The 20,367-nt window shown below is 69.7% G+C and carries 21 protein-coding genes; 12 read left to right on the forward strand and 9 right to left on the reverse strand.

The window, feature by feature from the left end:
* Nucleotides 1-90: 90 nt before the first annotated feature.
* Nucleotides 91-717 (forward strand): hypothetical protein, encoded by a 627-nt coding sequence (locus ABZT14_RS20925; RefSeq protein ID WP_356304947.1) that lies wholly within the window; start codon nucleotides 91-93, stop codon nucleotides 715-717.
* A 154-nt stretch (nucleotides 718-871) separates the two neighbouring features.
* On the opposite strand, the gene ABZT14_RS20930 is transcribed toward ABZT14_RS20925, so the two are convergent.
* The 3 genes from ABZT14_RS20930 to ABZT14_RS20940 form a co-directional block, all read right to left on the reverse strand.
* Nucleotides 872-1,675 (reverse strand): hypothetical protein, encoded by an 804-nt coding sequence (locus ABZT14_RS20930; protein WP_356304949.1) that lies wholly within the window; start codon nucleotides 1,673-1,675, stop codon nucleotides 872-874.
* A 638-nt stretch (nucleotides 1,676-2,313) separates the two neighbouring features.
* Nucleotides 2,314-2,733, reverse strand: a complete 420-nt coding sequence (locus tag ABZT14_RS20935) for a hypothetical protein (protein ID WP_356304951.1) — start codon at nucleotides 2,731-2,733, stop codon at nucleotides 2,314-2,316.
* A gap of 258 nt (nucleotides 2,734-2,991) precedes the next feature.
* Nucleotides 2,992-3,498 carry a hypothetical protein gene (locus tag ABZT14_RS20940; RefSeq protein ID WP_356304953.1) on the reverse strand — a complete coding sequence of 169 codons (507 nt, stop codon included), beginning with the start codon at nucleotides 3,496-3,498 and terminating at the stop codon, nucleotides 2,992-2,994.
* Nucleotides 3,499-4,064: 566 nt separating this feature from the next.
* On the opposite strand from ABZT14_RS20940, the gene ABZT14_RS20945 reads away from it, so the two are divergent.
* Together ABZT14_RS20945 and ABZT14_RS20950 are read left to right on the forward strand one after the other, a co-directional pair.
* Nucleotides 4,065-4,838, forward strand: coding sequence for a glycosyltransferase family 2 protein (locus ABZT14_RS20945; protein ID WP_356305174.1), 774 nt, complete (start codon nucleotides 4,065-4,067; stop codon nucleotides 4,836-4,838).
* A 348-nt stretch (nucleotides 4,839-5,186) separates the two neighbouring features.
* Nucleotides 5,187-6,044 (forward strand): hypothetical protein, encoded by an 858-nt coding sequence (locus ABZT14_RS20950; protein WP_356304955.1) that lies wholly within the window; start codon nucleotides 5,187-5,189, stop codon nucleotides 6,042-6,044.
* Here ABZT14_RS20950 and ABZT14_RS20955 read toward each other — a convergent pair.
* The 3 genes from ABZT14_RS20955 to ABZT14_RS20965 all read right to left on the reverse strand — a co-directional run bounded on the left by ABZT14_RS20955 (nucleotide 6,032) and on the right by ABZT14_RS20965 (nucleotide 8,267).
* Nucleotides 6,032-6,880, reverse strand: a complete 849-nt coding sequence (locus tag ABZT14_RS20955; protein ID WP_356304957.1) for an aldo/keto reductase — start codon at nucleotides 6,878-6,880, stop codon at nucleotides 6,032-6,034. The genes ABZT14_RS20950 and ABZT14_RS20955 overlap by 13 nt on opposite strands.
* Nucleotides 6,814-8,010 carry a cupin domain-containing protein gene (locus ABZT14_RS20960; RefSeq protein ID WP_356304960.1) on the reverse strand — a complete coding sequence of 399 codons (1,197 nt, stop codon included), beginning with the start codon at nucleotides 8,008-8,010 and terminating at the stop codon, nucleotides 6,814-6,816. Before ABZT14_RS20960 ends, ABZT14_RS20955 begins: the two co-directional genes overlap by 67 nt.
* Nucleotides 8,011-8,099: 89 nt before the next feature.
* Nucleotides 8,100-8,267, reverse strand: coding sequence for a hypothetical protein (locus ABZT14_RS20965; protein ID WP_356304962.1), 168 nt, complete (start codon nucleotides 8,265-8,267; stop codon nucleotides 8,100-8,102).
* A 593-nt stretch (nucleotides 8,268-8,860) separates the two neighbouring features.
* On the opposite strand from ABZT14_RS20965, the gene ABZT14_RS20970 reads away from it, so the two are divergent.
* A complete protein-coding gene (locus ABZT14_RS20970; RefSeq protein WP_356304964.1) occupies nucleotides 8,861-10,084 on the forward strand; it encodes a helix-turn-helix transcriptional regulator in 1,224 nt (407 codons plus the stop codon).
* A 10-nt stretch (nucleotides 10,085-10,094) separates the two neighbouring features.
* Nucleotides 10,095-10,616, forward strand: a complete 522-nt coding sequence (locus ABZT14_RS20975) for an NUDIX hydrolase (RefSeq protein ID WP_356304967.1) — start codon at nucleotides 10,095-10,097, stop codon at nucleotides 10,614-10,616.
* Nucleotides 10,617-10,672: 56 nt separating this feature from the next.
* On the opposite strand, the gene ABZT14_RS20980 is transcribed toward ABZT14_RS20975, so the two are convergent.
* Nucleotides 10,673-11,386 (reverse strand): hypothetical protein, encoded by a 714-nt coding sequence (locus ABZT14_RS20980; RefSeq protein WP_356304969.1) that lies wholly within the window; start codon nucleotides 11,384-11,386, stop codon nucleotides 10,673-10,675.
* Between the two features lie 251 nt (nucleotides 11,387-11,637).
* Between ABZT14_RS20980 and ABZT14_RS20985 the strand changes: the two genes are divergently transcribed.
* The 7 genes from ABZT14_RS20985 (at nucleotide 11,638) to ABZT14_RS21015 (ending at nucleotide 16,929) form a co-directional block, all read left to right on the forward strand.
* The gene (locus ABZT14_RS20985) at nucleotides 11,638-11,898 is read left to right on the forward strand and encodes a hypothetical protein (RefSeq protein ID WP_356304971.1); all 261 of its coding nucleotides are present in this window, start codon (nucleotides 11,638-11,640) and stop codon (nucleotides 11,896-11,898) included.
* A 50-nt stretch (nucleotides 11,899-11,948) separates the two neighbouring features.
* A complete protein-coding gene (locus tag ABZT14_RS20990) occupies nucleotides 11,949-12,269 on the forward strand; it encodes a helix-turn-helix domain-containing protein (RefSeq protein WP_356305176.1) in 321 nt (106 codons plus the stop codon).
* 85 nt (nucleotides 12,270-12,354) lie between these two features.
* The gene (gene uraD, locus ABZT14_RS20995; RefSeq protein WP_356304973.1) at nucleotides 12,355-12,861 is read left to right on the forward strand and encodes a 2-oxo-4-hydroxy-4-carboxy-5-ureidoimidazoline decarboxylase; all 507 of its coding nucleotides are present in this window, start codon (nucleotides 12,355-12,357) and stop codon (nucleotides 12,859-12,861) included.
* Nucleotides 12,858-13,217 carry a hydroxyisourate hydrolase gene (gene uraH, locus ABZT14_RS21000; protein WP_356304975.1) on the forward strand — a complete coding sequence of 120 codons (360 nt, stop codon included), beginning with the start codon at nucleotides 12,858-12,860 and terminating at the stop codon, nucleotides 13,215-13,217. Before uraD ends, uraH begins: the two co-directional genes overlap by 4 nt.
* A 2-nt stretch (nucleotides 13,218-13,219) precedes the next feature.
* Nucleotides 13,220-14,161, forward strand: a complete 942-nt coding sequence (gene pucL, locus ABZT14_RS21005; protein WP_356304977.1) for a factor-independent urate hydroxylase — start codon at nucleotides 13,220-13,222, stop codon at nucleotides 14,159-14,161.
* 46 nt (nucleotides 14,162-14,207) lie between these two features.
* Nucleotides 14,208-15,578, forward strand: coding sequence for an 8-oxoguanine deaminase (locus tag ABZT14_RS21010; RefSeq protein ID WP_356304979.1), 1,371 nt, complete (start codon nucleotides 14,208-14,210; stop codon nucleotides 15,576-15,578).
* A 646-nt stretch (nucleotides 15,579-16,224) separates the two neighbouring features.
* The gene (locus ABZT14_RS21015; protein ID WP_356304981.1) at nucleotides 16,225-16,929 is read left to right on the forward strand and encodes a hypothetical protein; all 705 of its coding nucleotides are present in this window, start codon (nucleotides 16,225-16,227) and stop codon (nucleotides 16,927-16,929) included.
* 668 nt (nucleotides 16,930-17,597) lie between these two features.
* Here ABZT14_RS21015 and aceB read toward each other — a convergent pair.
* Together aceB and ABZT14_RS21025 are read right to left on the reverse strand one after the other, a co-directional pair.
* The gene (gene aceB / locus ABZT14_RS21020) at nucleotides 17,598-19,223 is read right to left on the reverse strand and encodes a malate synthase A (RefSeq protein ID WP_356304983.1); all 1,626 of its coding nucleotides are present in this window, start codon (nucleotides 19,221-19,223) and stop codon (nucleotides 17,598-17,600) included.
* A 388-nt stretch (nucleotides 19,224-19,611) separates the two neighbouring features.
* A complete protein-coding gene (locus ABZT14_RS21025) occupies nucleotides 19,612-20,211 on the reverse strand; it encodes a nucleotidyltransferase family protein (RefSeq protein ID WP_356304985.1) in 600 nt (199 codons plus the stop codon).
* Nucleotides 20,212-20,367 lie beyond the last annotated feature (156 nt).

Here is a 20,367-nt window from a genome sequence, read left to right on the forward strand (position 1 = left end):
GAGTGCGCCCGCGACCCAGCACGCTCTTACCACGACGACCCGTGCGCCGTACTCTGCGACGGGGAGTCAGACCAGGGGGAGATGGTGAGCATGAGCAGGCCACGGCCGCTCAGACGGACACAGGCCGAGGAGCGGGACAAGCCCTCGGGCGATGACTTCGCCGAGTTCTGGGCCGGCCGAGCGAGGACGCCGGAGACCCGAGCCCGGATTCGCCGCCTTTCGCGGATCGACAACATCTCGATGGGAATCATGCTCACGGGCATGGGACTGTTCGTTCTCATGATCCTCGTGAGCATCGTGCTCGGGATCTGGTTCTGGATCGCCGGGACCAGCCGCTCCGACGTCTTCCTGTGGGGGTTCGGAACAGCGCTGGGGGTCCTCCTCGTGGGTGCTGTCCCGGAAGCCCTCGTCAGTTCCCGACTCCACGCTGCGCAGTTCGCGGACGGCGACACCACCCTGGGCGTGATCGACGCGGTGACGCCCGTAGAGGTACCCCAGGGCAGCGACGGGGACAGCTACCCCTGGTTCACGCTCACCGTCAGCGCGGAGCTTCCCCAACAGGTCGTACTCCGACGTTCCGTCGACTGGTGGTCGAACGACGGCGAGTGCCGGGTCGGCCGACCCATCCGCTTCCGTCACAACACCCTCGACCCCCACGACCTTCACGACGTGAGGTTCGACGGCTGGCCGGACGAGACGGGCGGGGGCCGAGAATGAACCTCGGACACCCCGTCGCTCCCGGTCGCACTGCTCCGCCCCGACGGGTCGCCGGGGCGTCGACGGTGAGCCACGCGGACGACCCGGGCCCGGACCGTCGCGGAACGGCGCGGAGACGCCTTTGGGGTACGGGCTGCGTGCCCCGGTGACCCCCCTACAACAACTGCTCCGGCAACGGCCCGCAGACCTCGACGAACGGGCGCATCACCCTCTCGAACACCTTGAGCCCGGTCTCCTCGGGCTTGAAGTCCCGCATCAACGCCGCGACCCCGAAGGTCCAGAACGGCGCACTGTCGATGCGCGGTTCCCGTGGCGCGACGGAGTCGAGGTGAGCGAAGAAGGTCCCGACCTGTTTGCGCGGATCGTCGGGAAGGAACGGTCCCCAGGCGTACAGCTCCTCCTCGGCCCGCTGCCACGCGTTGCCGTCGGCACGGATACGGTCCAGCACGGTACGCGCCTCAGGGGTCGTCAGCAGGCCCAGCCTGAAGCAGAGCGCGTCCCAGGCCGGGTGCACCGCTGACGCGGTGGGCTCCATGAGCACGGAGAGCCTCGCCGCCGAGGGCGGCGGGTACCGCTCCGTCAGCTCGCTCGTGCGCAGGTCCCTGGCGTCCCTGACGTGCTGGAGGTCATCCGGTACGAGTGGGAGGTCCGGTCCACACGGCGGCTCCAGCAGAACCACCGTGTCCGGGTCCGAGGCGTCGAGGACCACCGGTACGTGCCAACGCGGCACCAGTCCTCGGAAGCTGTCGGGGGAGGTGCCGCTACGCAACTCGGTGCGGAAGGACCCACGGCCGGGCGGCTGGACGTCGACAGTCGCCGTACCGCGATCGACAGCGAGCACGAGAGCCCGCGCGTACAGAGGCTCGACCAGGTCAGGAACCCCCACGTCGGCGTACAGGGGGGCGGCAACAGGCTCCGGTGGAGGGGTGCGCCCGAGCAGCCGGTCCATCCATCCCATGGGGAGGACCTTACGTGTCTGCCCCACGCGTCCGTGGGGGCTCTGTGTGTGGGGGGCGGAGCGTTCGCACCACGTTCACCGTGCTCAGACGCCTGCCTGCTGGTGGGCCCCGGGGAGTACGCGGGAGCCCCGGGTGTCCCTCACCTCTTGTCGAGCAGTTCCAAGGCGGCGTTGTTGTTGGGTGGGGGTGTGTGCCGGTTCGGTCGATCACGAACAGGGGCAGGCCCAGTTCGTCGGCGCGGGTGCGGGCGGCGGGGACGTGTCCGGCCAGGCCGAAGCAGAGGGCGGCGGCTGGTTCGTTGAGGCCGTTGGGCCACAGGGGCTCCACCGCTCGGGCGGACACCGGGTGAGGGCCCTCCGCCGGCCCGTGCCTCCCTCCGCCGGCCAGTGCCTCCCTGTTCCGGTTCGGTGCCCCCGCTGCGGCCGCCCCCGCCGTACTGTCCCCACTCGGTGCGGTACCCGAAGGGATGCGTCAGGCCCTCACCGAACCCCGAGCCACCGGCTGACAGTTGGGGGAGGGGGAGGGGGAGGGGCTGGGGGTTCTGGTTCGGGGGCCGAGGGCTGGTTTGGGGCGAGCTGGGGTCTGTGGCCGGGGCCGGGGTTGTGGTGGCCCGGCCCCACCTGGGGCGCCGTTGCGGCTACTTCGAGGAGTAGCAGGCGGAGGCTACGTCGAAATGCAGGCCGGCTGGGTTAGGGCTTTCCTCGGTCCTCTCGAAGAGGATGACCCGAACTCCGTGTTTGTAGTTGTCGTGTTCGTATTCCACGTACCTGTCGTGTGCCTTGCTTTTCTCGCGGCCTTGACGGGCGATCTTCCAGCCTTCTTCCGGCAGTTTATCGCGCAGCCGATAGAAGCCCTTCTCGAGCGTGGCGAACGGTACGCCGTAGATGGACCAGGAATGTCGAATCTGAAATGTTTCATCGGGATCATCGCACGCCGCAGAATAGGGGCCGGGGCGTGTGGTTTTCCCTTTGATGTTCACTGCGCCGTAAAGCTTGCTGGATACTCTCTTGGTTTGTTCCGTGACTTCTCCTTTTGGGCGGTATCCGAATTTCTTCATGTGATTACTTTCGCCGGTGGAGCATCCGTTTAGCGTGAGAAGTATGGCCGCCAGAGCTGTCGCCCGTACTATTCCCTTAGTCGGCAAGGGTGACTCTTCCGTATTGCCCGGTAATGATTTCTGAGGGATGCGTCAGGCCCTCACCGAACTCCCAGCCACCGGCTGACAGTTGGGGGCTGGGGGCTGGGGCTGGGGTCTGTGGCCGGGGTCGGAGCCGGGGTTGTGGTGGCCTGGCCCGCGGTTCTAAGGGGGGCGCGGTTACTCCGAGGAGTAGCAGGCGGAGGCCACCTCGAAGACCAGGCCGGGTGGGTCTGATTGTTCTCCGATGTCGTCGAAGAGGACCACCCGGACTCCGTACTTGTGTTTGTCGTGCTCGTACACCACGTATCTGTCACGGGCCTGGGAGCTCTCGCGGCCTCGGTGGGTGACCTTCCAGCCAGATTCTGGGAGTTTTTCACGGAGGCGATAGAAACCCTTCTTGAGGGTGTCGAGCGGGACATCGTAGATGGACCAGGAATGCTGGACCTGGAAAGCGTCGTCCTGGTCACCGCATGTCGTTTCTCCAGGCCCTGCTTTGGTGGTGGTTCCCTTGATTCCTGTCGCATCCAGTAGTTCACTGGATACTCTCTTGGTCTGCTCGATTACCTTTTCTTTCGAGCGGTATCCGTGTACCTCCATGTGTTCGCTGTCGTCGGTCGAGCAGCCGCCGGACATGACGAGGGCGAAGAGGGTGACTGTTATCCATGGGAGGGGATGGTTCTGCAAACGTGTCCTTTGCGAAGCTCTGTGAGGGCACGGGCGAACGCCCCCTTGAAGTGGGAGACCTGGTCGCCGGCCCGAGTCCACGCGCCCTGCTCGCTCTTGAGGTCCTCAGCGCCCCCGCCGTTTCCCATGTGGCTGTTGAGACGGGTTGCGGAGCGTTTCTCGTCGGCCTGTTCGAGTAGGCCCGCCCACCGGGCGGTGGTGTGTTGGGACATGGGTCGACTTTCTGGCTGCTCAGGCTGGGGTGCGGCGTGCGTACGTCCGTTCCGAGTGGTGTGATGACGCGTAACGTACCGTCACGACGTCAGGAGCGTAAACGTCCAAATCCCCGCTGAGGAATGGGAGTTGGGCGGGATGTGGCCCCTGGCAGGGCGGCGGTAGCGGCTCAATCAGCACCCACAAGTCATCGCCTACGCTCCACGGCCGTGACATGGTGGCCCGCTTCTGCGGCGCGTACGGTCAGTGGTGGCCCTCCATGGCCCTGACCAGCGACAACGACATGTGTGAAAGGTCTAGTGGGTCACGGTGTTCGAATGGACGACCGTCCCTGGCTGAGCAAGGAGATCGCTGTGTCCCTGGTGTCTGTCGTGATGCCCGTGTACAACTCGGCGACGACTCTTGGGGCAGCAATCCGGTCGGTGCTCACACAGACTCAAGCAGACCTTGAGCTGCTGATCACCGACGACCAGTCAACCGATGGCTCGATGGACCTGCTGATGGAGTTCGCCCGGCAGGACAAGCGCGTCCTGCCCGAGTCGGCACCCGAACGCGGAGGCGCCGGCCGAGCCCGCAACCTCGCGATCAATCGGGCTCGGGGGGACTATGTGGCTTTCCTCGACAGCGACGACATGTGGCTGCCGGAGAAGGCCGAGCGGCAGGTCGCATTCGCGGAGGAGGGTACCGCGCCGCTGACGTTCACCTCCTATTTCAAGATGGACGCCGACTACGACGGTGAGAGCACCGACTTCACCCCCAACGGGCGGGTCGTCCACGCCCGGGAACACGTCGACTACCGCGCGATGCTCGTCCGGGACCACATCGGCGCTCTGACCGCCATGTACGACCGCAACGTCCTGGGCACGAAGCTGATGCCGGAGATGCGGAAGAGGCAGGACTACGCCCTGTGGCTGTCGATCATGCGTGACGGCACTGACGCCCGCGGCCTGGCCGAGCCGCTTGCGGTGTACAGGGCGCACCAAGCGGGATCCCTGTCCTCCAACAAGCTGTCCCTCGTGCGGTACAACTGGGAGCTGTACCGCGAGCACGAGCGTCTGTCTGTCCCCCGGGCGACGTGGGCGCTGGCCGGAGCCGTGTGGCAGTCACTCCACAACTCGCGGATCTAGGAATCCCCCAGACTGACCGCACCCGGACGGTTGCTTATGAGGCGATCGGTGTGTGGGTAACCCGTGCCGCACAGGAACAGTTGGAGACGCACCGGGTGTGGGGCTCCTTGGAGGTAGGCCGGTTCGGGGCCGTGAGGACCGGCGGGGGAGTGAGCCAGCGTGAACGTACCCAACGGGCGCTGACCCCTCCTTATCCCGAGCAGGTACAACTCCGCTGTCCCGAGGCGGGACGGCGCTCCGCCGGTGGAGCCAGACACCAAGGGGCCGCTCGCGCAGGGTGCGCGGCAGCAGGGCCCGCCAGCCGCAAGGCTGTGATCCCGCACCCTTCCCGCTGCTACGGTCGTCGCCATGACGCTCTCGGTCCCCGCTGGCGCTGCCGCCGATCTCCGCGTCCAGCCCGTCGACGACATCCTGGAACACGTCGAGCGCTCGCTCCAGGTCCGTTTCGACCCGGACACAGTGGTCCGCAAACGCCGGTCCGTCGGGGCGTGCACGGATCGCGGTACCTGGGTCCGTATAGAGCGCCGCTCCCTCGACAAGATCGGCGAGCAGGGCTGGAACGGCACCGAGTGCGCCGCCCGCCTGCGCGATATCGCCCAGCCCGTCTGGAGGGGCTGCATGGTCTGGATCGAGCCGGGCGGGCTGGTGCTGTGGCGGGCCGACGAGACCACGCTCTTGCCCTCGCCTCCCATCGGCACCGCGATCCTGAGTGATGATCCGAGCTTGAAGCCGCAGTGGTGGCGGGCGTTCAACGCGACGCTGGACGCACTCTCCGGCCAGCAGACCACGCGGGTGGCCACCCCGGACACCGAGCGGATCACGCAACAGCTGGTCAGCGCGTCCGTCCAGGGCGTCTTCGGTGACGGCTTCGATACGACCGTGGAGCGGTGGGTGCCGGCCCACGCGGACCTGAACTGGGCGAACATGACTGCCCCGGAGTTCTGCCTCTTCGACTGGGAGGACTGGGGCAAGGCCCCGCGTGGACTGGACTCTGCTTCCCTGTGGGCCAGTTCGCTGGCTGTCCCGCGACTCGCGGAGCGCGTGCGGGCGGAGCGGCGAGCCGATTTCGAGAGCCGGGACGGCAAGCTGATGACGCTGTTCGCGTGCTCGAAGATCCTGGACCCGTATGCGCACCCGCAGGACCCACGCCACCAGCCGGCCCGCCGGATGGCGGGCCGGCTGGTGGCCGAGCTTCAGGCGGACTGAGTACGCGTGCGGTTGCGGAGCAGTGTCCGGTAGCCGCGCACCGCTTCTTCGTCGACCTCGGCGTTCAAGACCGCGAGCAGCTGGTCCAGGTGGACCGGATCGCCGGTGCCCACCGCGATGGAGCCGACCCGGGGCAGACGGTACGCGGTACGAAACGCCGCCTGGGCGCGGGTGTATTGACCGCCGTCGCGCAGGAAGACGCGGGGGTCGAACCGTTCCCAGATCGGATCCCGACTGCTGCCACCGAAGGGGCTCATACCGTGTACGGCACCACGGTCCAGATCCCAGCGGCGCCTCAGCGTGTCCGTGGCGTCGAGGGTTCGGGCGCCGACCAGCAGACCGGCGCGCACCATCAACACCGACGGCTTCGGCGTGGTCGGGGTGACCAGCTCAAGCAGCGGCGCCGGGTTCCAGGACGCGATGCCCCAGTCTCCGCACAGTCCCTTCTCCGCAGCGTCGGCGAGGGCCGCGCACGCCCGCTCCAGGGCCTCCCGGGACCTGGCGGTGAGGGAGCGTTCGGGGTTGTGCAGGAACACCAGGTCAGGCTCGCGCCCCAGCTCCCTTGCAGCCCGTTCCACTGCCGCGTACAGCCGCGCCGGCTCCAGGGAGTGCGCTGCCTTTCTGGCCTGAGAGAAGTAGCCCACCTTCGTGGAGATCTCGAACCGGGGCAGCAAGTCGCCCGCGATCCGGGCCAGGGTCGAATGTGACCGGTAGCCGAGGTAGTTCGAGCCGGTGTCGAGCGCGGTGACACCTCGGTCCAGCGCTGCGGTCAGGTGGCGCCGCTGGTGACGAGACCGGTATAGCCCGAGGACAACTCGGGGGTCAGTACCGCGCACAGCTCCTCCTTCACCAGGATCCTGGCGACCTCGGACACTTCGCTGTCGGTTGTCACGGTCACCGCGTCCAGGCGGACGGGCGCGCCGCTCAGCAGGACGCTCAATGCGGGCTCGGCCTTGGCCGCGAAGGTGAGCTTCTTTCCCGAGGCGGTCACCTCGACCGTTTCGCCGTGCGGCTCGATGAGGGGTGGGAAGTGAGTGGTGCACACCACGGCCTCCAGCGGTCCGAGGGCTTCGAGGAACGGCACATGCCGGGGCAGGGCGGCCCGCTGCTCGTACGCGGCAAGGAACTCGTCGGGGGAGCGCTCACCGATCAGTCGGGAGGCGGCCGTGACCAGGGCCGTGGTGCCGCTGCCGGGCTCACGGTCCAGGTCGTGCCGGAAGACTTCCTGTTCGCGGCACCAGTCGCCGAGCCAGGCGAGCCAGCTCGCCCCGGTGCGCTTGGTGATCCCGAAGGTCACATGCAGGCTGTGGCCCGTGCCGCTGCCGCTCCGGGTGGCCTGGTGCCAGTGGCCGCGCGGGATGTGCATGACGTCACCGGTCTTCAGCGTGCCTGCCCAGATGATGTCCTGGCTGGGGGCGCTGTTGGGGTCGGTGTCCCGGTACATGGGAGCGGTTCGGGTGGTGTCGCGCACTTCCCAGTCCTTCTCGCCGGCCAGTTGGACGATCACGACGTCGTGGTCGTCCCAGTGGAGCGGAAAGCCGGAGGCGTCGTTCGTCGTGAGGTAGGCGTTGACCTGGACGCGCTCGTGGGACCACCACTGCAGGGCCCTGCAGGCGGCCTCCATCTTCGGGTCGAAGACGTTGACCTGGTCCATGATGAGCGTGGCTCCCTCGCCCAGGAGCCGGCCCAGGCCGCGCATGTTGACCATCGAGATGCTCTGCCCGCGAGGGCTGACGCTGTCGGTGTAGTACACCGCCGGGTGCACCTCGTCGCCCTTCTGGAAGCACCTGAACTGGGGGCGGTTCAGGCTTCGGCGCATCGCGATGTCGAGCAGACGCTGCGGCGTCAGGACGCGCCAGGTCAGCGACGGGTCCGGCATGGTCCCCCGCGCGAACGCCCGGCCCAGCGCGCCGGGCCCCTTCCAGCCGAGCGCTTCCTCCACGGCCCTGATCAACTGATGTTCCATCACTGGCTCCCTCATGAGTCCGGACACGTCTGTGCGGATGCGGCGGGGGACCGCCGGATCGACCCGAACGGCCCCCACCGCTTGGTGCGTTACTCGGTGTCGCTCAGATTCCCGTCGCCACCGGGCCACGGCGCGTCGCCGGAGCTTCCGGAGTTGTCGGAACGGAGGCTGTCGTAGCGGTCATGGACTGCCGTCAGCTCCTCGACCGCCACCAGGAGGCCACTTTCGGCCGGAGGCGGTGACGTCTGCTCTGCCACCTCGTGCTCCTTCCTCTTCGGGATCTCCCGCCGGGGATCCGGCGGGAGAGCTGGGCCCGCCCTCACGGCCGTAGGAGATGCGGGGTTACGCGAGGACGGCGGTCATTGGGTTGCGCGTCGAGACGTGGATGGCCAGCGGCTGCCGCGATCGATGGGTACGGGCACACGCGCCGGTACGGGAAGGGGGACCTGCGCCCAGACGCGCTTGCCGCCGACGGAGCGCGCCCAGCCCGAGCGCGCCGGACAGCGTGAATCGAGTGTGGAGTGTGGGCATGGCACGCGCCTCCGTAGGAGCGGGCCCACTGCCGCCGAGGCGGTGCAGAGGGCCGCTGGACTGGGCTGTCGGCCGAGGGCGGAGGACCGGGCGCGGTTTCACGTCGCGAACCCACCGCACCTCCGTTGAACAAGTCGCCTCCCGTTCCGCTCGTGGAGCGGGTGTGGCTGTCAAAACCCGTCGGAGTAACAGGAGTTGCTCTCACAATCCGGCGGTTTTCTCGATCTGCTGCGACAGTAGGGAAGAAGCCCCGCGGTACCCCGGAAAATCCTTCCGGGGTCCCTTTCGGTCACGAGGTGATGCTCAGGACATGCGAGGGATGACGGAGCACCTGACGACCGGCGAACGCGTCGCCTGGTACCGACGCCGGCGCGGCCTGTCCCAGGAGGTCTTGGCCGGCCTCGTCGGGCGGACCACGGACTGGCTGAGCAAAGCGGAGAACAACAGGATCGAGCTCGACCGCCTGTCGGTGATCACGTCACTCGCGAGCGCGCTCGACGTATCCCTGGGAGACCTGCTCGCCGAACCGACTCTGCTCGAATCGTCGTCCGACGCCGGCGGTCGTACCGTCCCCGCGTTGCGCGAAGCCCTCATGGACTACAAGCAGCTCACCCCTCTACTGGGATCCCCGCCCGATGACGAACCACCTGCCCTGGAGGACCTGCGGGCCAAGGTGAAGGAAGTCCTCGACGCCTACCAGGTGTCCCGGTACGGCCGCGCCACCCGACGACTTCCCCTCGTCCTGGCCGACGCTCTCGCCGCCTCCCGCTCGTATTCGGGCCGCGAGGGCGAGGAGGCGTACGCCGAGCTCGCTCTCGCTTATCACAGTGCGGCCATGGTCCTGGGCAAGGTGGGCGAGTCGGAGCTCGCGTGGATCGCGGCCGACCGCGGTCTGGCGGCGGCTCAGCGGAGTGGCCGGAGCACGGTGACGGGCTCACTTTTCCGGGCCGTCACGCAGTGCCTGATGGCCACCGGCCGCTTCGCCGCGGCGATCCAACTGGTCAACGACGCGGCGGCCGTCATGCAACCTGACCTGGGCGCCGCGAGCGACGAGTACCTGTCCGTCTACGGCACGCTCTTCCTTGCCGGCGCCATGGCAGCGGCGAGGGCGGAGGACCGGATGACGACACAGACCTTCCTCCGCGAAGCCGACGAGACCGCGCGGCGCCTGGGTGCCGACGCCAACCACCTCTGGACCGCCTTCGGCCCGACCAACGTGGCCATCCACCGCGTCGCCACCGCCGGGGAGCTCGGGGACATCCAGATCGCCGCGGACCTCGGACAGCGCGTCGACGCCAGCCGCCTACCGGTCGAACGACGCGTCCGCCACGGTCTGGAGGTCGCCCGTGCGCTCAGCTCCTGGAACCGGACTGACGAGGCCCTGGTCACCCTGCTCGACGCCGAGCGGATCGGTCCCGAACAGGTCCGCCACCACTACCTGAGCCGCCAGCTGGTCATCGGCTGGATCCGCGGCACCCGGGGCCGCCCGTCCCGCGCCGTGGCGGACCTGGCTGGAAGGCTCGGCGTCGTCGGCGGCGGTTAGAGTCCGGTCCGTGACCGAGAACGAGTACGAGGCGAAGATGGCCCACCCGCGCATGGCAGCCGGCGCGCTGTTCTTCGACGAGGCTGACCGGGTCTTGCTCGTCGAGCCCACGTACAAGGACTACTGGGATATCCCCGGCGGTTACGTCGAGGACGGCGAGTCACCCATGCAGGCCTGCGTGCGCGAGGTTCACGAGGAGCTCGGCATCAAGCCCGCCATCGGCCGGCTGCTGGTTGTGGACTGGGCACCGAACCCAGGAGAAGGGGACAAGGTCCTGTACCTCTTCGACGGGGGCTGCCTCACCGCAGATGAGTGCCGGCGCATCGAGCTCCCAGCTGACGAGCTCCGTGGGTATGCCTTTCACGGGGTCGGCGAGTTGACGAAACTCACCATCCCCCGCCTAGTACGCCGCATCACGGCGGGCGTTGAGGCCCGTGGTCATGGCAGGTGCGTGTACCTGGAGCACGGCGAGCGACCGGTAGCGGACGCGCTGACGACCGAGGTGGGTACGTTCCCGCCGAATGCCTCGTGACCCAGGGTTCTGGCGGGGCTAGCGGTGGTGAGTGGGTTCCCCGACCCGCCGTCCCCTCACCTCTTGTCGAGCAGTTCGGAGGCGGCGTCGTTGACGGGTTGGGGTGTGCCGGTCAGGTCGATCACGAACAGGGGCAGGCCCAGTTCGTCCGCGCGGGTGCGGGCGGGGGGAACGTAACCGGCCAGGCCGAAGCAGACGGCGGTGGCTGATTCGTTGAGGCCGTTGAGCCACAGGGTCTCCACCGCTCGGGCGGACACCGGCGAGGTCGTCGGGTCCACGTGCGCGATCACGCCCCGGCCGCGTAGGTCGACCCCGGAGGCCGGCCGGTTCTCGGCCGCCGTGACGTCCTCGAAGCCCATCCAGCGCAGGTAGCGGGCGGCAGCCGCCCGGGCGTCCTGGGCGGTACGGATGGTCAACGGTTCGAAGGAGGGCCGCTGTGACCGCTCTCCCAGTGGGGTCCGGGGTGTCTGCGGGGCGGGGCTGGTGGGCGGCTCCTCCGCCTCCATCCGGGAGCGGTCGACCGGCAGCCGCAACGTGGCCCCACAGGGGCAGCCGAACTCCGGCTGCGGCCACTCGTCCACCCGCTGACAGGAACCGCACCGCACCTTCACCCAGGAACCGGCCCAGGTGCGCTTCTCGATACGCACCGGTACGCCTCCCTTCACCAGCGGCAGCGAGACCGGTGCCCCACAGCCGCAGGGGTAGGTCGGCGGGGTGTACTGGTGCTCGCGGCGGCAGACGGGACAGCGTGCGAGGACGCTCAGGGCCATCTCTGGTGCTCCCGGGGATCTGGTACGGGACGGTTCGGCCGGCGGGCCACCGCTGTTCGGTGGCCACTACCTCTATCGTCCACGATCGCCCGCCCATGTTCAGCGCCGGTTTCCCGGAAAGCCCGAGCTGGCCGGAATCAGTGCCCTCGGCGATCAGTGCCCTCGACCCGGTCCAGCACCCGACCACCGCCCGAGGCTCCGGCCCCGTACGGGGATGGCTGCGCTGAGGGAGCGGCGGTTAGGTTGGCGGGGTGCGCCTGAGAATCGAGTTCACCACCGAACCGTTCGACCTGGAGGAGCCCCCGGCCCACGCGGTCGCCGCCCGGGAGGCGGTACGGGCGGCGTCGCTGGACTCGGTGGACGTCGGCCCCTTCGGGAACTCCGCCGAGGGGAACCGCGAGGAGGTGCTGACGGCCGTGGACGCGGTGTTGCGGCGGTGCCTGGACGCCGGCGCCACCAGGGTCTCCCTCCAGCTGAACGTCCTGCCGCCCGAGGCGGGGGGTGAGCGGTGAACGAGCCCGAGCACCCCCTGCGGGAGGCGGTGCGTCCCCTGGTGGACGCCATGGGCGGCCGGCTGATACCCGTGGCCGAGGCCGTCGAGGACGACGTGGTGCTGTCCTGGGAGGGTGCCGAGGTGGTGGCCGTACGGCTGCCCCACCTGTCGGACTCCCTCAGCCACATCCTCGCCGAGTGGGAGCGCCGGTACGGGTGCCCGCTGCCGGAGCTGGACCGGCGCGCCAAGCAGTCCCTGGTACGGCAGTTGGAGTCGAGGGGCGCCTTCTCGGTACGCCACGGGGTGGAGACGGTCGCCAGCGCCCTGGGGGTCAGCCGCTTCACCATCTACAACTACCTCAACCGTGACGGGGCCCGTTCCACCGACTGAGCCGGCCGGTTCAACAAAGTGTTGACGTGATCGACGGGGGCCGCTTAGCTGAGGCACAGACCGTACCGGGACCACGGAGGTGTTGGTGACCGCGTCCCCCGCCGGACTGCGCTGGCTGAACGAACAGGACCCCGAGGCCGCCGCCGAGGCACTGCGCGCGGTGTGCTCCGCCGACGCCTGGGTGCGGGACGTACTCGCCGGCCGGCCCTACGCCACCCCCGAGGCCCTCCACGCGGCCAACACCGAGGCCATGGAACGGCTCACCGAAACGGAGCTGGACCAGGCCCTCGCCGGCCACCCGCCCATCGGGCGCCCCCGGGACGCGAAGTCGGCCGGAGAACAGCGCGGCATGGCGGACGCCACCGACGAACTCCGCGAGCGCGTCGCCGAGTTGAACCAGCACTACCAGGACCGTTTCGGGCACGTGTTCCTGATCTGCGCCAGCGGCCTCACCGCCCGACAGCTCCACGACGCCCTGACCGAACGGCTCGCCCACACCCCCGAGGTCGAGCGGCGCCGCACCCGCGAGGAGCTGACCCGTATCAACCGGCTGCGCCTGGAGCGGCTGCTGCACGAGGGAGCCGAGGCATGAGCGAGGAACCCACCGGGGAGCCGACCACCGTCTCCACCCACATCCTGGACACCAGCCGGGGCCGTCCGGCGGCCGGGGTGACCGTCCGACTGGAGACCCGGCCCGACCCCGACCAGCCCTGGAGCCGGCTGGCCAGCGGGGAGACCAACCAGGACGGCCGCTGCGCCGGGCTGCCGCCCCTGCCGGCGGGCACCACCCACGCCCGGCTGAGCTTCGAGACCGCGACGCACCTGTCCGGCGCCGGCACTCCCTTCTTCCCCGAGGTCACCGTGGCCTTCGCGGTCGACCCCGGCGAGCACTACCACGTACCGCTGCTGCTCAACCCGTACGGCTACTCCGTGTACCGAGGGAGCTGAGGATGACCCCGCCACCATCCGTCCTGGGCCAGAACCAGTACGGCAAGGCCGAGACCCGCGTGGTCAAGGTGACCCGCGAGGGCCGCACCCACCACCTGCGCGACCTGAACGTCTCCATCGCGCTCAGCGGCGCGATGGAGCGGGTCCACCACGCGGGCGACAACGCCCACGTGCTGCCCACCGACACCACCAAGAACACCGTCTTCGCCTTCGCCCGCAAGTACGGGATCGACACCCCCGAGGACTTCGGCATCCTGCTGGCGCGCCACTTCGTGGAGACCCAGGAGGCCATCCACACCGCCCGCGTCCGCATCGAGGAGTACGCCTGGGACCGGATAGAGCCCGGGCCCGACCAGCGCCGCTTCATCGGTGCCGAGGAGATAGGGCACTCCTTCGTCCGCCGGGGGCAGGAGATCCGCACCGCCCAGGTCACCTACGACGGCCAGGACTTCGAAGTGCTGTCCGGGCTGCGGGAGTTGACCGTGCTCAACTCCACCGCCTCGGAGTTCCGGGGTTACGCCAAGGACGAGTACACCACCCTGGCGGAGACCGACGACCGGGTGCTGGCCACCTCGGTGACCGCCGTGTGGCGCCACTCCTGGAGCGGCGACGAGCGCCCCCGGCCCCACTGGGACCGCAGCCACCAGCAGGCCCGGGGACACATGCTGCGCTCCTTCGCCGAGACCTACTCCCGCTCCCTCCAGCAGACCCTCTTCCAGATGGGCTCCCGGGTGCTCGCCAAACGGCACGAGATCGACGAGATCCGCTTCTCGCTGCCCAACAAGCACCACTTCCTGGTCGACCTGGAACCCTTCGGCCTCAGCAACGACCCCGAGGACGGCGGCGTCTACTTCGCCGCCGACCGCCCCTACGGGCTGATCGAGGCCACCGTGCTCCGGGACGGCGCCACCGCCCGCATCCCCGAGGAACTCACCAGCCCCTGACCCCGCCCGCGCCCTTGATCAACTCCCGCCAGCCCAGGGGACGTTCATGCCAGACCGCATCGTGATCGACAACTGTGCCCTCGCCACCGTGGACGAGCGGGACACCGAGTACGCCCGGGGACACCTGGTCCTCGCCGGGGACCGTATCGAGGCCGTGGGGGAGGGGCCCGCCCCCCGGGACCTGCCGGACGTGGTGTGGCGGGTGGACGGCACCGACCACCTGGCCACCCCCGGGCTGGTCAACACCCACCACCACTTCTACCAGTGGCTCACCCGGGGCCTGGCCACCGACCACAACCTCTTCGACTGGCTGGTCGCCCTCTATCCGACCTGGTCCCAGATCGACGAGGCCATGGTGTACGCCGCCGCCCGGGGCTCCCTGGCGATGATGGCCCGGGGCGGGGTCACCACCGCCATGGACCACCACTACGTCTTCCCCCGGGGAGCCGGCGACCTGCTGGCCGCCGAGATCCGCGCCGCCGCCGAGACCGGCGTACGCTTCACCGCCGCCCGGGGCTCGATGGACCTGGGGACCTCCCAGGGCGGACTGCCCCCGGACTTCGCGGTGGAGGGCACCGAGGAGGCCCTGACCGCCACCGAGGAGGCCGTCGACCGGTACCACGACCCCTCCTTCGGCTCCATGCTGCACATCGCCGTCGCCCCCTGTTCACCGTTCTCGGTCAGCACCGAACTGCTGCGCCAGGGCGCGGAGTTGGCCCGACGCAAGGGCGTACGTCTGCACACCCACGGCTCGGAGACCGTGGAGGAGGAGCGGTACTGCCACGAGCGCCACGGCATGGGCCCCACCGACTACTTCCGCACCACCGGCTGGCTGGGCGAGGACGTGTGGATGGCCCACTGCGTCCACATGAACGACTCCGACCTGGCCGCCTTCGCCGACAGCGGCACCAAGGTCGCCCACTGCCCCTCCTCCAACGCCCGACTGGCCGCCGGTATCGCCCGCGTACCGGACATGCTGGCCGCCGGCATCGACGTCGGCCTCGGAGTGGACGGCACCGCCTCCAACGAGACCGGGGAACTGCACACCGAACTACGCAACACCCTGCTGGTCAACCGCCTGGGACCGCACCGGGAGAAGGCCCTCACCACCCGACAGGCACTGCGCCTGGGCACCTTCGGCGGCGCCCGCGCCCTGGGCCGGGAACGGGAGATCGGCTCCCTGGAGGTCGGCAAGCTGGCCGACGTGGTGCTGTGGCGGCTGGACGGACTGGGGCACTCCACCATCGAGGACCCGGTGGCCGCCCTGGTGCTCGGCCCACCCGCCCCGGTCACCCTCTCCCTGGTGGGAGGCCGGCCGGTGGTCGAGGACGGACGACTGGTGACGGTGGAGGAGGAGGCCGTGGCCCGGGGCGCCCGCCACGAGGCGCGGCGACTGGCCCGCATCGCCCGGGGCTGAACCCGGCCGCCGAGGAGGGCGGCGGGGCCCGGCCGGATGGTCGCGGCGCGCCCCTTCTCAGGAAGCTCGATTTTGATCCCCGGGAGGGCCACCCGGTGGTCGTCACCTCGTTCGGTTCCTCCGACGTTCGGGACAGGGAGGCCAAGATGCGCACCGAACAGGGGATGTTCGGCCTCGACCTGGAGTACGGCGACCTCGACTGCGAAGGACCGGCCGATGACCTCGATGCCTGTGCCGAGGAGGGTCAGGGCGCCCTCGCCGACGAGCGGACGGTGGCTGAACTCAAGGAGATGACGCACCCGCGACAGGTGCTCGCCGCACCACCGGGACGCGTCGTGGGGCTCCATGGACAGTCGTGGTGCTCATGGACAACAGCAACGGCAAAGGCGTCGTCGTCATCGCCAGCCGGGACGGGCTGCTGTCCACCGTCGTCGGAGACCGCGGAGACATTCCTTGGCCGGGCCCGTGCGGGAACGGCTGGTGACCGGCAATGGCCATCACGCCGTCGGATGGCGGAGCAGGCCGCATACCCTGACGCAAGGGCGACAAGCCCGACGGTGCGCCCCCCGGAGGCAAAGCCGGCCCGTGAGGAACCCGGACCGGGCTCACCGTTACTCGGGAGGGAGTCGAAGTTGAGGTTCGCGACATGAGCACTGAGGAGACCGCCGGTCAGGAGAAACCATCCCTGCTCCGACGTATCTGGAAGGCACTCGACGAGTTCGGTCCGCCGCCGGAACCGCGCCCGACTCCCAGCAAGAAGGAGTTCGCCGAGGGGCGGGAAGCCGTCGGCATCATCCGCTACGCGATATCGAACGAGCCTCCCGAAGGCGGGCAGTGGAACGACGACCTCGTCATCCACATCGACGTGAGCGACGACGGCCAGCCCCTGATGCTGGAGCGGAAGGTCATGTCCCCGCTGCCCGCGGGCCGCAAGCTCATCGGGGCGACGGTCGTCGTCCGTCACACCACGCTCGACCCGGACTACGAGAACGACGTCCTCGTGACGCGATGGCCGTGGGTAGTCCAGCAAGCTCTGAAGCCTGTCCGCTACAAAGGCCCGGGAGCCCTACGGGCCCGCATCTGGGGCATCCTCTCGGGCTGCTTCTTCGTCATCGCGTACGCCGGGGTCATGTTCACCCCGCCCCTGCTGAGCATCCTGATCTTCGACTTGCTTATCGGGCTGGGAACGAGCGCCGAGTTCCTTGTCGGGATCCACCCGGCCATCGCCCTCGCCATCAGCATCGGTGTGATCCCGGCGGGAGCGCTCGTCGGCTGCTTCTGCCTCACGCGCCGCGACGCGCTGCGTGAGGGAAAACGTGGAGGGGAAGAGGACGACCAGCGACGCTCCTGAGACCTACCCCTCCCTCCCCGTGGCCCGCCGATCCTCGATCTGCATGGGCGGAGGCCGTGCGGTCACCGGACCGCACCGCGCGACTGAGTGATCCTCCCGCGATCGACTCGGCCTCCATCGAGTCGATCGCGGACTGGACCGAGGACCAACGGTCGCTGCCGCCGATGTTCGCGATCGGGTTCGCCGCAGGGGGCGCGATCCTCGTCGGCGGTCTCCTCCTCGGCGTTCTTCCGTTGTCGGGGCCGGGTGCGACCAAGGAATCGGTGCGGTGGGCCGGCGGGATCGTGCTGCTGATCGGGGCCGCGGCGCTGTGGACAGGGGAAGTGTTCAGGAAGCGGAGGCAACGAGAACGATCTCCATGGGAGGTCTCCGCCGGTGCGCATGGCGCTCTGCGAGCCGCGCACGACCTCGCCCCACACCCAGGCCGAGGCTGGCTGCACAGCAACCTGCGTCGCGATCGACGCGGGGACATCGGACGCACAGGCCGCGCGGATTCTCACCGCGTTCTGGATCTGGCTGGCCAGACTCGACGAGGCCGACCCCGACGCCGCGAGGACAGCACGCAACGACTTGGGGGTGGCGGCCTCGTACCGGTGCTCGCGAGGGCTGGGGTCCGCGCGGTGCGGTGGGTCCGCCGGTCCGGTACGCCCGGCGGACCCACCGGAGGCTCAGGGGAGCAACACGTAGGCGGGCAGGGTGAGGAACTCGGTGTAGTCCTCGTCCAACGCCACCCGCAGCAGCAGTTCGTGCGCGCTGTTCCAACGGCCCGCCGCGAACGCCTCCGGCCCCAACTCCGCCCGGATGTCGGCGAGGTCCTCCTCCGCGATCCGCCGTACCAGCTGCGGGGTCACCCGCTGGCCGTCGTCCAGGACCACCCCGGTGTGCACCCACTGCCAGATCTGGGAACGGGAGATCTCGGCCGTGGCCGCGTCCTCCATCAGCCCGAAGATGGCCACCGCGCCCACGCCCCGCAGCCAGGACTCGATGTAACGGGTGCCGACCTGTACGGCGTTGCGCAGCCCCTCCAGGGTGGGCTTGGCCTCCAGGGTGTCCACCCCCAGCAGGTCCCCCGCCTCGACGGCCACGTCCTCGCGCAGCCGCTCCTTCTGGTGCGGCCGGTCACCCAGTACCGCGTCGAAGGACTCCCGCGCCACCGGCACCAGGTCTGGGTGGGCCACCCAGGAACCGTCGAAGCCGTCCGTGGCCTCCCGGTCCTTGTCGGCCCGCACCTTCTCCAGGGCCCGGGCGTTGACCTCCGGGTCACGGCGGTTGGGGATGAACGCCGCCATACCGCCGATGGCGTGGGCGCCCCGCTTGTGGCAGGTGCGCACCAGCAGTTCGGTGTAGGCGCGCATGAAGGGCGCGGTCATGGTGACCGCGTTACGGTCCGGGAGGACGTAGCGCTGGCCCCCGTCCCGGAAGTTCTTGATCAGGGAGAACAGGTAGTCCCAGCGTCCGGCGTTCAACCCCGCGGCGTGCTCCCGCAGTTCGTAGAGGATCTCCTCCATCTCGAACGCGGCGGTGATGGTCTCGATCAGCACCGTGGCCCGCACCGTCCCCTGCGGCACACCCAGGTAGTCCTGCGCGAAGACGAAGACCTCGTTCCACAGCCGGGCCTCCAGGTGGGACTCCAGCTTCGGCAGGTAGAAGAAGGGGCCCGTGCCGTCAGCGGCCAGTCGGCGGGCGTTGTGGAAGAAGTACAGGCCGAAGTCCACCAGGGCCCCGGGCACCGGCCGCTCCCGGTCCCGCAGGTGCTTCTCGTCCAGGTGCCAGCCCCGGGGCCGCACCACCACGGTGGCCAACTCCTCGGGCGGACGCAGCGCGTAACGCCGGCCGCGCTCGTCGGTGAAGTCCAGTCGCCGGGCCGCCGCGTCGATCAGGTTGCGCTGACCGCCCACCACGTTCTCCCAGGTGGGGGAGGAGGCGTCCTCGAAGTCCGCCAGCCACACCCGGGCGCCGGAGTTCAGCGCGTTGATGGTCATCTTGCGGTCCGTGGGCCCGGTGATCTCCACCCTGCGGTCCTGGAGAGCCTCGGGCGTCGGGGCCACCCGCCAGTCCGGGTCCTCGCGGACGTGGCGGGTGTCGGTCAGGAAGGTGAGGGTGCCGGTACGGGCGATGCCCTCCCGACGCTCGGCGCGCAGCGCCAGCAATTCGTCACGTCGCGGCGTGAAGCGCTGGTGCAGCGCGGCCAGGAACTCCAACGCCTCCGGGGTGAGCACCTCCTCCTGCCGCTCGGGCGCCGTCTCGGGGGAGACGTCGACGACGGCCAGAGGCGAGGGCGCTGGTGTGGACATGAACGTTCACTCCTTGGGCGGGACGGTGCGCTGACGGGCCACCCACCGGTGGGTCGGCGGCCAGGCTCTGCTCGTGGGCCGTACGGGAACCGCCCCACCGTGGGCGGCAGGCGGGCGGGGTCACGGTGACGGACCGGCGCCGGTGCGGTCCCCGGCCCGTGGGCGGGGCCCACGTACGGCCGCCTCGTCGCGGTCACCGGGGTGCCGTCTCGACTCCCTCCCGTGTCCCGGCGTACGGCCCGGGGCGCCCGCCGGTCCACCATGGTCCGACGGCATCCCCGGTTCCCCGATCAGGGAACATCAACATTCTGTTGCCTCACCGGTCCGAACCGCCACCCGCCCCGGCAGCCTGCCACAGCCGGCCCGTACCGCCCGGCACCCGCGCCCGTCAGTCCAGCAGCCACAGGTCCCCGACGGTGTCCACGTCCTCCGGCCCACCCACGTCCCCGCACTCCACCCGGCGCACCGACTCCCCGTGCCGCGCCAGGTAGTGCCGGGCACCCACGTCACCACCCAACTCCTCCCGCAGCGGCCCCCAGTGCCCGGCCCCCAGCAGTACCGGATGACCACCACGCCCCCCGTAGGCCGCCGTCACCAGCGACTCCGGCCCCTCCAGGGCGTCCACCACCCGGGACACCGCCCGCGCGCCCACCCGAGGCTGGTCTACCAACAGGACGACGACCGCCCGGGCCCCGGGGGAACCGTCCGCCACCGCCGTCAACCCCCTGGCCAGCGAGCCACCCATCCCCTCCGCCCAACGCGGGTTCACCACCACCCGGGCCGCACCCCACGCGACCCGGGCGCGCACCATGGCGGCCTCCGCCCCCAGCACCACGTACACCGGGGAACAGCCCCCCTCGGACAGCGCGTCCACCGCCCGCTCCACCAGCGGGCGGCCACCGCTGGACAACAGAGCCTTGGGACGCCCACCCAGACGCCGGCCAGCCCCCGCCGCCAGGACCAGCCCGGCCACCGGCGCCCCGCTCACCACCCACCCCCGACGGCACCGCGCGAGCCACGCCGCGTGGAAGGGGAGAACCGGTTCGGACAACGGGAACAGCTACGCATCCCCCCATCCTGCCGCCCCCGGCCGGGGTGTGCGGTACGGCGGTCGAGAACGGGCGCGCGTCACGTTGACCTAGGC

It is taken from the genome of Streptomyces sp. NPDC005438 (assembly GCF_040606315.1).
In the GTDB taxonomy this organism is placed as follows: Bacteria; Actinomycetota; Actinomycetes; order Streptomycetales; family Streptomycetaceae; genus Streptomyces.